Raw genomic sequence first — 15691 nt, forward strand, 5'->3', positions numbered from 1 at the left:
CACTTGCTATGATTTCTAAAACATTCTTTTCATTTGCCGGCAGAAAATCTTATTTTTGTTTTTTCACAAACGCCACTTCCAGTACATCCTGCATTTTTTCCACAAATACAAGTTCAAGTCCTTTTTTGATCTCTGCAGAAATTTCCTCTACGTCCTTCTCATTTTTCTTCGGAATGCAGATCGTTTTGATCCCGGCATTTTTTGCAGCAAGGATTTTTTCTTTTAATCCACCGATCGGGAGCACTCTTCCACGCAGTGTGATCTCACCTGTCATCGCAACATCCGCACGTACCGGAGTCTGTGTGATTGCGGAAAGCATTGCCGTTGCCATCGTGATACCTGCAGACGGCCCATCTTTTGGCACCGCGCCTTCCGGAATGTGGATATGGATATCATTTTCCTGGAAAAACTTTTTCTGGATGTGATATTCTTCCCCTACTGAACGGATATAGCTTAACCCCGCCTGCGCTGACTCTTTCATGACGTCTCCAAGCTGTCCGGTAAGCTGTACCTCACCTTTGCCCGGCATTACATTGACCTCGATCTCAAGTGTATCACCGCCAACGCTCGTCCAAGCCAGTCCGCGCACGATTCCAACCTCGTCCGTCTCGTTTTTCATATCAAATGTATATTTTTCTTTTCCGAGATATTTTTCCACATTCTGACCTGTAACTTTTACGCATTTTGCTTCAGATTCATATACTTCCCTTGCAGCTTTTCTTGCAATTTCAGACAGTCTGCGCTCTAAATTACGCACTCCTGCTTCTCTTGTATAACCGGAAATGATCTTTTGCAGTGCACGGTCACTGACCGTCAGTTGTTCCGGCTTCAAACCATTTTTCTCTCTTACTTTCGGCAATAAATGATCTTTTGCAATATGGAACTTCTCATTTTCCGTATAACTGCTCACCTCGATCAGTTCCATACGGTCAAGCAGCGGACGCGGGATATCCTGTACAGAGTTCGCTGTTGCGATAAAAAGCACCTCAGACAGATCGATCGGAACTTCGATATAATGATCGCGGAACTTACAGTTCTGCTCTGCATCAAGCACCTCAAGCATAGCGGATGCGGTATCCCCCTTATAATCACTGCTCATCTTATCGATCTCATCAAGCAGCATCAGAGGATTTTTCACGCCCGCACTGCGCAGTCCGTTTACGATACGTCCCGGCATCGCACCAACATAAGTTTTTCTGTGTCCGCGGATCTCAGCCTCATCACGCACACCGCCCAAACTGATGCGCACATATTTTTTATCAAGTGCGCGTGCCACTGACCTTGCAATACTTGTCTTACCGGTACCAGGCGGCCCGACTAAACATACAATTGGGCTCTCTCCTTTTTTTGTCAGATTACGGACGGCAAGGAACTCTAACATACGCTCTTTTACTTTTTCAAGACCATAATGATCTTCATTTAAAATGCGCTCTGCATTTTTCAGATCCTTGTTATCATGTGATGCCTTATTCCATGGGAGTTCTAACATGGTCTCGATATAGCCGCGGCTGACCGCACTCTCCGAAGAACTTCCACTGATATTTTTAAAACGGAGGATCTCTTTTTTGATCTTCTCTTTGACCTCTTTATCTGCCTTTAATTTTTTTAACTGCTCTAAATAGGCATCCGCGTCAGACTCCGTGTTATCCTCACCAAGTTCTTCCCTTATCAGTTTCATCTGCTCACGCAGAATGTATTCCTTCTGATTCTTGTCAACACGCTTTTTTACTTTTGCCTGAAATTCATTTTTAATGGCAATGATCTCAATTTCTTTTAAAAGAAGCGCCATCAAAACTTCATAGCGCTCTGTCAGAGAAACTGCTTCTAATATTTCCTGCTTCTGTTCATAATAAAAAGGAAGATTATTGGCGATCAGATCCATAATCTTTGGCAGATTCTCTTCTTCTCTGACCTGTCTGCGCAATTCACCGCTGACACGCTGGTTGACAGACACATATTTTTCAAATGTGTCCTGCACACTGCGCACCATAGCCGTTTTTGCCTCATCTGACAACCCTTCATCGACTTCCTCACACCGCACGAGTTCAACCTCTAAAAAGTCCATTTGAGAAACAAAAGCGGACAATTGTGCCCGCTCTGTTCCTTCAACTAAAACTCTTACGATGTTATTTTGTAATTTTATAACCTGCTTGACCTCTGCTATGATACCGATCTGATACAAATCTTCGATGCCAGGCTCTTCCTGCTCCACATCACGCTGTGCAACCAGGAAAATCTTCTGCTCATCCATCATGCTTTGCTCTACCGCATGGATCGACTTATCACGGCTCACATCAAAATGGGCGATCATCCCCGGAAGGATGACCATTCCGCGAAGCGCCACCGCAGGCATTTTCATCGTTTTATTATCCAACCTGTTTTTCCTCTATCTTTTCAAGTTCACGTTCTTCGATCGCAAGCTGCTCTTCTACCATATCTTTCGTGATCTGGCACTGTGTAATGGATTCATCCGATGGGATATGATACATCAGATCTAACGTAACAGCCTCCATGATCGCACGAAGTCCTCGTGCTCCTGTTTTACGTTCTAACGCTTTGTCTGCAATCGCCTCAAGCGCTTCTTTATCAAAGTTAAGAGCCACACCATCTAACTCAAACAGCTTCTGATACTGCTTGGTAAGTGCATTTTTCGGCTCCTGTAAAATACGGATGAGTGCATCTCTGTCAAGCATATCTAAAGATACGGTTACCGGCACACGTCCGATAAACTCAGGGATCAGTCCGAATTTTACAAAATCCTGTGGCAATGCATGTTTTAACACATCACCAATGTTGTATTCTCTCCTGTCACGGATATCCGCATTAAATCCGATCGTCTTCTGATCCATTCTGGTCTCAATGATCTTTTCAAGTCCATCAAATGCACCACCACAGATAAATAAGATATTCGTTGTATCGATCTGGATCAGTTCCTGCTGTGGATGCTTTCTCCCACCCTGCGGCGGAACAGATGCAACTGTTCCCTCTAAGATCTTTAACAGTGCCTGCTGTACACCCTCACCGGATACATCTCTGGTGATGGAAACATTTTCTGATTTTTTGGAGATCTTATCGATCTCATCGATATAGATAATTCCGCGTTGTGCACGCTCGATGTTATAGTCTGCTGCCTGAATGATCTTTAAAAGGATATTTTCAACATCCTCTCCGACATATCCGGCTTCCGTCAGTGTGGTCGCATCTGCGATCGCAAACGGAACATTTAAAACTCTTGCTAATGTCTGGGCAAGTAATGTTTTTCCGGAACCGGTCGGTCCTAACATCAGAATGTTGCTCTTCTGAAGTTCGACACCGAGGTCATCCCCTGCCATGATTCTTTTATAATGATTATAAACAGCCACAGACAGCACTTTTTTTGCCTGATCCTGTCCAATGACATAATCATCCAAAAATGCCTTAAGTTCTTCCGGTTTTAACAGATTGATCTCATCTTCCGGCTCAGCCACTTCTCCTGCTGCTTCATCATTTTCTAATTCTTCATCGATAATTTCAGCACAAATATCCACACACTCGTCACAGATATATGCACCGTTTGGTCCTGCAATCAGCTTGCGAACCTGATCCTGCGTTTTCCCGCAAAAGGAACAACGGAACTTATCGTCATTTCTTCCTGCCATAATTGCTGTTTCTCCGTATTCTATCGATTTGTGATGACATCATCAATCAGACCATATGCCTTTGCTTCTTCCGCTGACATATAGTAATCACGCTCTGTATCTGCTGCGATCACATCATATGGTTTTCCGGTATTTGCAGCAAGAATCTCATTCAAACGTTTTTTCGTCTTTAAGATATTCTCTGCTGCGATCTGGATCTCTGTAGCCTGACCTTTTGCTCCGCCGGATGGCTGATGGATCATGATCTCCGCATTCGGAAGTGCAAGTCTCTTTCCTTTGGTACCTCCGGAAAGTAAGAATGCTCCCATACTTGCAGCAAGTCCGATACAGATCGTGGATACATCACATTTGATGTACTGCATTGTATCATAAATTGCAAGTCCTGCTGTTACCATTCCACCTGGGGAATTGATATATAACTGGATATCTTTTCCAGGATCTTCTGACTCTAAGAAAAGCAACTGTGCCACAGTCAAACTTGCTGTTGTCTCATTCACTTCTTCTCCGAGGAAAATGATTCTGTCTTTTAATAAACGGGAGTAAATGTCATAATTACGCTCTCCTCTGCTGGTCTGCTCAATGACGTAAGGTACTAAACTCATTTTGTTTTCCTCCAATCCTCTTTGTTTATAAAAATTTAATTATTGCTTATATGCTTAAACAGACCGGCCCGAATGAGCCAGTCTGTTGTATGTTGTCCGCTTTCGACGAAGCTTCTCTTATTCTTCTGCGTTCTCTTCAGCGTCCACTTCTTTATCTTTCTTTGTCTTAGCCTTTGCTCTCTCTTTTACGTTTTCCATAACAAGGTCAACTGCTTTTGTTACGGAAATATCTCTCTTCATGGATTCTTTCTCAGCGTCGCCCATGTACTCTTTGAGCTTGTCTGCTTCCATGCCGTAAGCCTTTGCCATCTTCTCGATCTCAGCGTCGATCTCTTCTTCGCTTACTTCGATGTTCTCGTCTTTTGCGATCTGCTCTAATACAAGGCTGCTCTTAATACGTGTCTCAGCTTCCGGACGAACCTGCTCTTCTAATTTGTCTAATGTGAGACCGGAGAACTGCATGTACTGCTCCATGGAAAGTCCGCTCTGGGCAAGTCTCTGGGCAAATTCGTTTACCATGTTCTCGCACTGGGTTTTGATCATTGCTTCCGGAATCTCCATTGTAGATTTGTCAATGATCTTCTGGATTGCTTCATCCTCTTTTGTGCGTTTTGCTTCGTCCTCTTTCTGAACCTCTAAGTGTTTCTTTAAGTCTTCTTTGTACTCTTCTAATGTATTGAACTCAGAAACATCCTGTGCAAACTCATCGTTTAACTCCGGAAGTTCTTTTGTTTTTACTTCGTGGATCTTAACTTTGAATAATGCAGGTTTGCCTGCCAAGTCTGCTGCCTGGTATTTCTCCGGGAATGTAACGTTTACGTCTACTTCATCTCCGGCATTCTTTCCTACTAACTGATCTTCGAATGTATCGATGAAAGAGTGGGAACCGATCTCAAGCGGATGATTCTCGCCTTTGCCGCCCTCAAATGCAACGCCATCAACGAATCCTTCGAAATCGATCACAGCGGTATCACCTTCAGCGATCGGTCTGTCTGTTACAGTAACAGTTCTGGAATTCTTCTGTCTTTCTTTCTCAAGCTCAGCTGCAAGCTCTTCATCAGATACTGTTGTATCGATTTTTGTTACCTGTACGCCTTTGTATTTACCAAGTTTTACTTCCGGTCTTACAGCAACCTCTGCTGTGAAGATGAAAGGTTTGCCAGCTTCGATCTGTACCACTTCGATAGAAGGTCTTGAAACAACATCTGCGCCGCTCTCTTCTACTGCCTGTGCGTAATTCTCCTGAATCAGAGTATTAGCAGCCTCCTCATAGAAAACGCCTGCTCCGTACATTTTCTCGATCATCTTTCTCGGCACTTTACCTTTACGGAAACCAGGAATGCTGATCTTTCCTTTCTCTTTCATATATGCAGCCTGGATCGCATCCTCTACCTTCTCTGCTGCAACTTCAATTGTAAGTTTTGCCATGTTCTTTTCTAAATTTTCCACCTGTACACTCATTATTACTCATTTCCTCCTTCAAACTTTATATGAATACTTGATGTACTTTTTTCCGTTCATTTCAATCTATGTTCCTGTCGAGCACCCCCGTTTTTCAAGGGTTTCGCCTGTCTTTCGGAAAAAAGGGCGTACTACGACTATCACAGTCATTTTAGGATTATAACATATTGTGTGGGAAAATACCAGTTATTTTTTCAAAAAACCGCAGACTTCCGTCTTCTGCGGCAACCTTTCCAAGTTCTGCCGGATCGAGGTCATAATAGTACTTTCCGGTTGTAAGATTCACCGACAGACAGTCAAGCGGAAATCCCTCCCTGCGGATTCCATCCGGATGCGGAACCGATGTGATCAGAAACGGCTCACTTGAGAGTGTTTCATCCATCGACTCATAAATGTGCGCCTCATCCATGATAAGACAGATGGCATTGCGGTAGTATGCATGCAGACCACCATACTCTGCAGCAAGTCCGCTGTAATATGCAAGCATTTCCGCGTCTGACAGATTTTTTCCATTCACCCTCCTGACATGAACGCCCGGCTGTTTATCTTCCGGGACATTTTCAAAATACAGACCTGTGTCACAGGAAAACACCGGAATCTGAAAAGCCTCGTAATAACACTTTGCCTTCTTCCTTGCATTTTCCAGCGGCGAATCGCCATTCTCGTCTGCCTGTGGTACTGCCACATCAATATCCGATAACCCAACGATCTCTATCTGCAGCTGTTCTAAATTTTTCCGCATCAGACTTAATTTTGCAGGATTTCCAGTGCCGTAAAGCAGACGTTTCCCGATGCCCTGTTTTTTCCGCTCAAACAGTGTCGGTGTGATCGCCGGATAAGTCAGTTTTTCCGGCAGTTCGTCAAAGGTGCGTACCTCTGCCATCTCACTTTCCGGCATGGCTGACAGCTTTTTTACCTTTGCAAGAAAGACACGTCCATTTCCTTCTTCTTTGGTCTGCACCTCTCCTGCCCAATAGTCGCACAACGGCTCTATCTTAAAATCTACTGCCCCGGACTCCTCGTAAAGTTCACGCTTTGCCGCCATAAGCGGTGTCTCTCCCGGTTCAATCTTTCCGCCCTGTGTCTCCCATGTGGTGCGTTTTTTGTGTCTGCTCAACAAAATTTTGCCCTGATATTCAGATAAAACTACTACATATTTATAAGCAGGCAGGGTGCCGACCGGGTAAGTTTTTGTTATCATGTTTCTCTCCTTTGTTACCGGCCTGTCACTCTGCTTTCTGTTCTTTCCCGGCAATGATAAGTTTTTTATCGACCAGCATATCGCCTTCATACACCAATTTCAGTGAAAAATATTCCTCACACTCATCCAAAAGCCGCAGAAATATTTTGTCACCTTCCCACAGTTTCAGGTCTTTGATCTCCTTTTTCGGAACCCAGACAAGTTCTCCCTCGTCGCAGTCGGTTATCTCCCCGGTAAACTGGTCTGCCGTAAATAAATGCATATATTCGGTGCCCCACTCGTTAGAAATAAAGGTAATGACGCCCCGCGCGCGGTAGGATGTCAGGGTGAGACCTGTCTCTTCCTTTACCTCCCGCAGCATACATTCTTCCGGCATTTCCCCCGCTTCAAACTTGCCGCCGACACCGATCCACTTGTCATGGTTCAGGTCGTTTTCCTTTTTTACCCGGTGCAGCATCAGGTAACAGTCATCTTTTTCGATATAACAAAGTGTGGTTAAAAACATCGCATCCTCCTGTAGAAATTTTCTGTTTCGTTTTTGCTACCGTTCACACGTACTGTGTGAGCAGCAAATATTTTTTTACTCCTGCAGACCTGCAAACTGTGCCATATAAAGTTTGTAATAAGCTCCTTTTTTCTCCATCAGCTCTGCCGGACTTCCCTGTTCTAAAATACCTCCCTGGTCGATCACAAAAATGCGGTCTGCGTTCTGGATCGTGGAAAGTCTGTGTGCGATCACAAAACTGGTTCTGCCGGAGAGCAATGCCTCGATTCCCTGCTGCACTAAAAGTTCTGTATGTGTATCAATGCTGGACGTTGCCTCATCTAAGATCAGGATTTTCGGCATGGAGATCATGGTTCTCGCAAACGCAATAAGCTGCCTTTGTCCGATAGAAAGTCCTGCCCCATGTTCTTTTAATTCCGTGTCATAACCTTTTTCCATTTTCATAATGAAATCATGCGCATTGACTGCCTTTGCAGCCGCGATCATTTCTTCATCTGTCGCATCTAATTTTCCATATAAAATGTTGTCACGGACTGTTCCATGAAAGATAAAATTATCCTGCGTCATAACACCCATCTGACGCCTTAAGCTCTCAATGGAAACCTTTGTCAGATCGTAACCATCCACTAAAATTTTGCCGTCTTCAATGTCATAAAAACGGCTGATCAGATTAACGATCGTTGTTTTTCCTGCTCCGGTCGGTCCTACCAGTGCGATCGTCTCACCCGGTTTTACAGAAAAACTGACATCGGAAAGTACCTTTGTTTCCGCCGGTGTTCCCTTATCATAAGTAAAACTTACATGTGAAAATTCAACACTTCCCTCTATATCCGGCAGTTCCGTCACATCCTTTGCGTCCACAATGTCAGCGTCGGTATCTAAGATATCAAAAATACGCTCTGCCGCCGTAAGATTTGTGACAAGATTGTTATAAAAATTGCTCAAGTTCATGATCGGGTTCCAGAACATATTGATATAAGTTCCGAATGCAACCAGAAGTCCGACCGATACTTTTTCAAATCCCAGAAAACGGATGCCGACCAGATAAAGCATCATCGCACCAAATCCCCAGCAGAAATCAATGACCGGGCCAAACATGTCAGCGTAAGTTACCGCATCCACAAATGATCTCTGATGTTCGTCCGTCAGTCCTTCAAAAATCTCCTGTGTCTCATCTTCTGCCGCAAAACTCTGAACCACATTCATTCCGGCAATATCCTCATGCACATAAGCATTTAAGTTTGATGCCTTTTTCCGGAATATCTGCCAGCGTTTGTGGGATGCCGTCTGTACAAACCAGATCCCCGCGATCATAAGCGGGATCGTAGAGAGTGATGCAAGCGCAAGCCGCCAGTCTTTTACCAGCATGATCACGACAACCCCGACTACCGTCACAAATTCCGGCACCATCGTCGTGACCACATTGACCAGCACATCTTTTAAAGAATTGACATCCCCGATGATACGCGCAAGGATTTTTCCGGTCGGTCTGCTGTCAAAAAATGAGAATGACAGCGTCTGAATGTGCTCATACAGATCCTGACGGATCTTTAGTAAAATCCTATTGGAAATCACCGCCATCGCATACATTCGGAGTTTTACCATCACAATAAAAATCAGGTTTAACACCAGTGCAAAGATTCCTAGTCTGATCAGTCCATGCAGATCGGACTGCGCAATATAGTGATCGATCGCTTCCTCGATCAAAAGCGGGTTTACCAGTGAAATCGCCACCGTAACCCCCATACAGAATAACACGGCAATAATCGTGCCTTTATACGCAAGCAGATAGGAAAACAGCCGCCGCATGATTTTTTTCTTGTCGGTATTTTCCATAAATTCATCTTCGCGATATGAATTGACTGCCATTACATCGCCTCCCCTCCTAAGAACGTGCCGTACTGTGCCATGTAAGTCTCATAATAAAGGCCACGCTTTTTTAGCAGTTCCTGATGTGTTCCGCGCTCCGCGATCCTGCCGTCTTTCAGATAGATGATCTCATCTGCATGACAAACCGCAGAGATACGGTGCGCAATGATCATTTTCGTTGTATCTTTTAATTCATTTAATGTTTTCTGGATCTCATGTTCTGTCTCCATATCCAGCGCAGACGTGGAATCGTCTAAGATCAGGATCGGCGCCTGTTTCGCGATCGCACGCGCAATACTGATACGCTGCTTCTGTCCGCCGGAAAGCCCGACACCACGCTCACCGATGACCGTTGCATACTGTTCATCCATTTTTTCAATGAAATCTTTTGCCTGTGCACAGTCTGCCGCCTTACGTATCTCATCAACCTGCATCACCTTGCGCTGCCCCATCTTAATATTTTCCTCGATCGTATCCGAAAATAAAAATACATCCTGCAGTACAACCGAAATACTGCTGCGAAGCTGTTTTAACGAAAGTTTCCGCACATCCGTACCATCCACTTTAACTGCGCCGTCTGTCACATCATAAAAACGCTGCAACAGGTTGACGATCGATGATTTTCCGGAACCTGTTGCACCCATGATCCCAATCGTTTTTCCTGCCGGAACTGTAAAATTGATATCGGAAAGAATATCTTTTCCTTCGATGGAAAATGAAACATGTTCGAAAGAAATATCCCCTTTGACCGGTTTTAATACGACAGGCTGCTCTCCGTCTTTGATCATGGCTGTCTCCCCGTAAATCTTTTTGATCTTCTTGTAAGAAGCAACGGCAGAGGACAGATCATTGGTCAGCCAGCCTAACATTTCCATCGGCCAGGTGCAGTTTCTGCTGTACTCTACAAATGCAACAAGTGCTCCAAGTGTCATATTTCCATGCATCACGGAAATACCACCCAGGATCGTCATTGCAACCGGCAGTGCTTTTCCCACGAACTGAAAATACGGATAATATTTTACCAGCACCTTTGACTGGCTTATATTCAAGTCATAGTAACGTTTGTTATGTGACAAAAATTTTTCAATCTCAAATTTTTCCCTGGCAAATGCCTTTACGGTACGCACACCTGCAAGATTCTCCTCCGCAACCGTGGTCAGCACCGCATTTTCCTCACTGATATCCTCGTAAATTTTATCCAGTTTCCGCTCCATGATGATCGCGATCGCGCCGCAGGAGATCATTGTCACAAGCGGTATCAGCGCCAGTTTCCAGTTCAGATGGAACATACAGTAGAGCACCATGCTCACATGGATGACGACCTCGATCGTCAGCATTCCGACATATCCCATCGCATTCCAGATCTTGTCGACATCATCCTTGACTCTCGCCATCAGCTCTCCGGTATTTGTATTGTCAAAATAATTCATCGACAATGTCTGGATGTGCCGGAACAGATCCTTACGGATCTGTGCACCGATCTTTGAACTTAAGACATCAAATGAAAATTCTTTGCAGTATCCAAAGATGCATCGTCCGACCCCGACTGCAACGATTCCCACCAAAAGACCAGTGAGCAGTTCCATTTTTCCGCCGGTAATAACTTCATCCACGATCCTCTGTGTGATCTGAGGGTAAACCATATCCAGTCCGGTCGCTATAATCATGGAACATATTGCGAACAAATACCCATACCAGTAATGTCCGATATATGTATGTAACTTTTTCATAAATCCCTGTTCTTCCTCCTTATCTTCCCCTTTACAATCCCCGGTTTCTGACATATTTTTGTGCTGTAGCACACCACTCTGACAACCGTCTGCACGCTTGCAGACAGATCCTTTAGTACAAAAAAATCCCGCGGTGTCATATCTCACCACGGGAAGTATGTCAAAAAACATTCTATTTACTTTTGCATGAATCTATGCCAGCGTAACAGAATAAACCGAGGTAATTGTATGTTGATTATGCAGTTCGTTCATTGTAACATTCGTTAATCTAATCATTACTTTTACCTCTCTTTCTTTTGGATTTTAGATTACTTTGCTAAGTATACGCTTGAGGCGGGTGGGTTGTCAAGAGTGCTTCTGGTAAATTGCGCTTTTTTCTACTACATTTACACAGTTTTCTTCGCAAATATCCTAAGACATTCCTGCGCTGCCTGTAATGAAATATCTAATTTCACCTGAAGTCTTTGTAAAATATTGTTTACCTAGCGAACTCTTCCATCCCAATTTCTTTATATGCTATCCCACAATTTTTCATTTTATACTCAATCAAATTCTGAATTTTTTCATTACATGTCACGAAAAAAATCTGATGCATTGCTCTATCAGGCATCAGTAACTGATATTTAATAAGATCTAAGAACGCAAGCATATTAATGTCATCCATACAGCTTGTAATATCGTCAATAAAGTAAATCGGAAACGTTTCATTTCCCTGCATTCTGAAAATATTTCCAAAAAAATATGAAAGCATAAACACACTCAGTTGTCCATCACTGAACATGTTAATCAATGGTTTATTACTTTCATCAAGCAAAGCCATTTTATCTCCCTTTGTTCTTTTCATCTGAATCGTTTCTATCTGTACATCCCTTGAAAGTTTACAAAATAATTTATATAAATATGTTCCAACCTGTTCAAATTCTTCTTGCTTCATCTTATCCATTTGTGCACTGATTTCATTTCTACGTTTTTTTACATTATTCTGAAGTTTTTTATAATTATTAATCTCTTCCTGGATTCTCTTTATCTCCTCATTCGACTCGTTCAATGCTTTCGTATCTTTTGTGTATTCCAGATTATCAAGATAACTCTTTACCGAACTGATTTTTTTATTCAAAATTTCCTCGTTATATGTAATTCCATTTGGTGCATATTCAGCTTTTATTTTAAAACTGTTTAATCTACTTTCATCAGTCTCTTCCTGACTCGTTTCATTTACCATCACAACTATCCGGTTGATTTCTGTCTCTATTGCATTTTTTTCGTCTGGACTTAACATTTTATTTTCGGCAAATACAATAGCAGCATCAATATTCTCCATTGATATCATCTTATCTAATTCAAATTTTTCAGCATCTTCCTTCTGCAATTTTCCTAATATATTGAAAAATTCTTTTGAAGCATTGTACAGACTTGTTAACAAATCAAGTTCTTTCTTAGCTTTAAGTCTTGCTTCTTCCAATGCCATATTCGCTGTTTTCAGTCGCAGCTCCCAAATGTCCTTTTCCTGTTTTTCTATATCATCTAACTCTTTCTTTTTGTTTTCAATTAATTCTCTATGTTCTATCTGATAATTCTGCGCCTGTCTTGTTATATCGTCTTCTGGAATCTGATCAAATTTTTCAGCCCCACATACCGGACACAGGACAATTTCTTTCGGATTTTTCTGTTTCATTTCCAAACGATAATTTACCAATCCAGCTTTTTTTGTGGTAAGCGTCGTAAGAATATCTAATATCTGATTTCCCTTACTCAGAGTCCGAATTTCTCCACTTAATCTACTTTCTGTTTTCTTTAATTCTTTTAACTTTTCTTCTGTTTCCTCCCAAAACTCTTTATTAAAATTTTTACTCTTTATTTGGAATAACATCTGGCAATTTCCTTCTAAATTTGCCTCTGTCAAAATTTCTTTCTGATATTTTACCAAATCATCTTCGGCTTTTTTTAATACGTCATTCTGATTTGCTTTTTTCTCTACAGCCTTACTGATTTCTTTCTCATGTATGGTAAATTCATTTTTTAATTTCTCAAGTTCCTTTTTTTGCGTTTCTGCATTCATGCATGCAATTTTGCGTTCAAGCAACTGGACTCCTCTTTGATATCCACATGCATATAATTCTTTTAATCTTGCCCGCAGCTGCTCGATCGTCATTTTTATAATATCAACATTTTCATCTTCGTATAATCTTGTTTTTTCGTATGGCAGAATCTCAGGAATATTTTCAAATTTATCCATGTTTTTGCTTATTCTCTCAGCCGATGCTTCCTCTTTTTGTTTCTCACTTTCTTTTTGTCCAACACGCAGATCAAGATCCTGTTCAAAAATATTAAGATTATCTACTACAGTCTGCACATCCGTATAATCAGCAGTAAAATCTGAAAACTCAGCATCCATATTTCCTCTGCTCTTACTTAAAAAACGATATGTCTTCTGCATATCACAAAAATGATACTTATAAAAATTCTGAACATTTATCAATTTTCTCAGTTCGACTTCAGCCTGTTCTCCTGAAAACTCATTAATCCATATTTCGCCTGTATCTTCTAACGTATCCTTGTCCTGTTCACGTCGAATAATATACTCTTTATTTTCTGCCGTAATCAGCATTTCTACTATTGTTTCTTCATCAGGATGATTTTTGTTTTTCAAAATTGCCCCTGCATTCTGTTTTTTCTCTGTTGCGTTTGTATTACGGGTATTATATACTTCATGCAATCTTTTTATGTCACCGGTCATACACCACTCAATTGCATCAATCACTGATGTCTTGCCCTTACCATTTGGAGCTGTCATCATAACCAATGTTTTTCCTTCAAACTCAAATGTTTTTTCTTCACCGAACCCACGAAAATTAACAATTTTTATTCTTTTTATATTCATTCTGACATTATCCATCCTTTCACAAGTTCTAATTCCTGATCCGTATAACTTAACCGTTCATCTTGTGTTTTTACACTACGTCCATCAATCTTTTTATGTTCTTCATATAAAAATGGAAACTCATCTTTATCTGGTAATAGTTCTATTATCTCTTCACGCTGATTCAATTTAATTTCCATTGTCTCAAACTCATCATATAAGAAAGGCAATCGAACCTTTTCTGTTTCTTCCAATTCATCATTTTTATCACACTTTAAAAATATCTTTCTGGAAATATCAATCGATTTTTCCAAATTCTTATTTCGTAGTTTTTCTCCATATAATATAATTTGTGTGATGTTATATTTCATTTTTTCTAACCATGTATGACTGATTCCGCAACCTTCTCCAAAATTAATAACAGCTAATATTTTTGCATCCCATTTATCCGACAACTGTTTTGCATCTATATCCGGTTCCATCCGTAATATTATAAACAATTCATCTTCCTTTTCACTTAAATACACCTGCTGCAATTCATCTGGTTTTTCCCCCTCTTCAAAAAACATTTCCATTAATGTCTTTTCATTTTCATTATTACTTTCTGAAATCAACGATTTATATTTATACTTTTCAAAACACTGCTGCCACTTCATTCTTTATTCTCCTTTTGTTTTATACAATCATCATTAAAAATACACTTATCGCATTCTTCGATTTTATTCCACCCATTCTCATCAATATTAATGCAATCCATACATTCAATCTCAAATTTATTTGGATCAGTCTCTGTAACTTCAAATCCTTTTTTATCTGATTTTTTTATATCTGAAATCTTCATTGTATACAAATATTTACCTCTATAACCTGCTTCCATGTACCACTTTTTAGGTTGAAACTCTTTCATACGACTAAAAACATTTGTCATTTTAGTGTTAATCGATCCACCTAATATATTAGCTAATATGACCGCATCTTCAACATTATCTCCCGGAAATTTCAAGCTGATATAATTCTTTTTCTTACTATTTATATAAGTTTGCGGCATCAATCTTTTTCTTTGTTTCTCTGTAATTTCCATCTTTTCTTCTAACATATCGGAATTTATATCTATCATAATTTTCCATAAATATTTTAAGAAATTATTTATGCTATCATAATGCTGGCCTATTATATCACGACGCCCTGTTATAGGCATTTCACAAAAATTCTCCAACTTACTTTGATTTTGTGAACTCACAGTATTCAATAATTGCATTTGACCTTGTACATTACTCCCAAGCTCAAATAACCACTGTGCCGTATTATCCCTGATACATTCCAGCATATCACTCTTTTTTTCATCCAGAGAATCATTCACATCTTGAATTTGTTCCCAACATTCAATGACAAATGAACGCAAATATGCACCTATTAAACCTTCTGTTTCTGTAGACATTATCTCTTTCAGATATTCGATAAAATCTGTTCGCCAACATTTTCTTTGTTCAAAATTCTCTTCTCCCTCCATAGATTCATCATATCTTTTTTGGATGTACTCAATTGCCAATCCCAGCAAAATCGGCTTTCTTTTGTTTTCTTCAATAACACATCCATCAAGCTGAATCGTACTTAACTGATCACTTATATCTTTTCGATACTGTTCTATATCTTGACATATCAAATCAATGTCGTATGCTTTTAAAAATTTACGTATTGAATCATTATAAGCAAACTTTTCAAATAACTTTGTCTCCGCATCAGCCTTTTTCGTCGAATATACATTATCTTTTAACCAGTTGTAAGTACGTAATCATCCGTATCTGTCAGCAACTATATTTTTCTG

At 40.8% G+C, this 15691-nt stretch carries 11 protein-coding genes; all 11 read right to left on the reverse strand.

Translation table 11 applies throughout. The annotated features are described in order from the left end of the window. Positions 1-49 precede the first annotated feature (49 nt). The 11 genes from lon to DXA60_RS16880 all read right to left on the reverse strand — a co-directional run bounded on the left by lon (position 50) and on the right by DXA60_RS16880 (position 15529). Positions 50-2374, reverse strand: coding sequence for an endopeptidase La (gene lon, locus DXA60_RS16825; RefSeq protein ID WP_330418452.1), 2325 nt, complete (start codon positions 2372-2374; stop codon positions 50-52). Beyond that, entirely contained in the window at positions 2367-3638 is a 1272-nt protein-coding gene (gene clpX / locus DXA60_RS16830) for an ATP-dependent Clp protease ATP-binding subunit ClpX (protein WP_117922459.1), read from the reverse strand. The genes lon and clpX overlap by 8 nt, the downstream gene beginning before the upstream one ends. Before the next feature lie 20 nt (positions 3639-3658). Further along, a complete protein-coding gene (clpP, locus tag DXA60_RS16835; RefSeq protein WP_260048015.1) occupies positions 3659-4255 on the reverse strand; it encodes an ATP-dependent Clp endopeptidase proteolytic subunit ClpP in 597 nt (198 codons plus the stop codon). 102 nt (positions 4256-4357) lie between these two features. Next, positions 4358-5701, reverse strand: a complete 1344-nt coding sequence (gene tig, locus DXA60_RS16840) for a trigger factor (protein WP_117922460.1) — start codon at positions 5699-5701, stop codon at positions 4358-4360. A gap of 157 nt (positions 5702-5858) precedes the next feature. Next, positions 5859-6902, reverse strand: a complete 1044-nt coding sequence (locus tag DXA60_RS16845) for a non-canonical purine NTP pyrophosphatase (protein ID WP_117922461.1) — start codon at positions 6900-6902, stop codon at positions 5859-5861. Positions 6903-6927: 25 nt separating this feature from the next. After that, complete coding sequence (locus tag DXA60_RS16850) at positions 6928-7407, reverse strand: NUDIX hydrolase (protein WP_117922462.1); 480 nt, start codon at positions 7405-7407, stop codon at positions 6928-6930. 75 nt (positions 7408-7482) lie between these two features. Continuing rightward, positions 7483-9276: an ABC transporter ATP-binding protein gene (locus DXA60_RS16855; RefSeq protein ID WP_117922463.1), complete on the reverse strand. Its 1794-nt coding sequence runs from the start codon at positions 9274-9276 to the stop codon at positions 7483-7485. Continuing rightward, a complete protein-coding gene (locus DXA60_RS16860) occupies positions 9276-11006 on the reverse strand; it encodes an ABC transporter ATP-binding protein (RefSeq protein ID WP_117922468.1) in 1731 nt (576 codons plus the stop codon). Before DXA60_RS16860 ends, DXA60_RS16855 begins: the two co-directional genes overlap by 1 nt. A 478-nt stretch (positions 11007-11484) precedes the next feature. Beyond that, the gene (locus tag DXA60_RS16870; RefSeq protein ID WP_117922464.1) at positions 11485-13887 is read right to left on the reverse strand and encodes a hypothetical protein; all 2403 of its coding nucleotides are present in this window, start codon (positions 13885-13887) and stop codon (positions 11485-11487) included. Continuing rightward, entirely contained in the window at positions 13884-14522 is a 639-nt protein-coding gene (locus tag DXA60_RS16875; RefSeq protein ID WP_117922465.1) for a hypothetical protein, read from the reverse strand. The genes DXA60_RS16870 and DXA60_RS16875 overlap by 4 nt, the downstream gene beginning before the upstream one ends. Next, the gene (locus DXA60_RS16880) at positions 14519-15529 is read right to left on the reverse strand and encodes a hypothetical protein (RefSeq protein WP_117922466.1); all 1011 of its coding nucleotides are present in this window, start codon (positions 15527-15529) and stop codon (positions 14519-14521) included. Before DXA60_RS16880 ends, DXA60_RS16875 begins: the two co-directional genes overlap by 4 nt. Between the last annotated feature and the right edge of the window lie 162 nt (positions 15530-15691).

This window comes from Roseburia sp. OF03-24 (genome assembly GCF_003463035.1).
GTDB classification, from domain to species: Bacteria; Bacillota; Clostridia; order Lachnospirales; family Lachnospiraceae; genus Roseburia; species Roseburia rectibacter.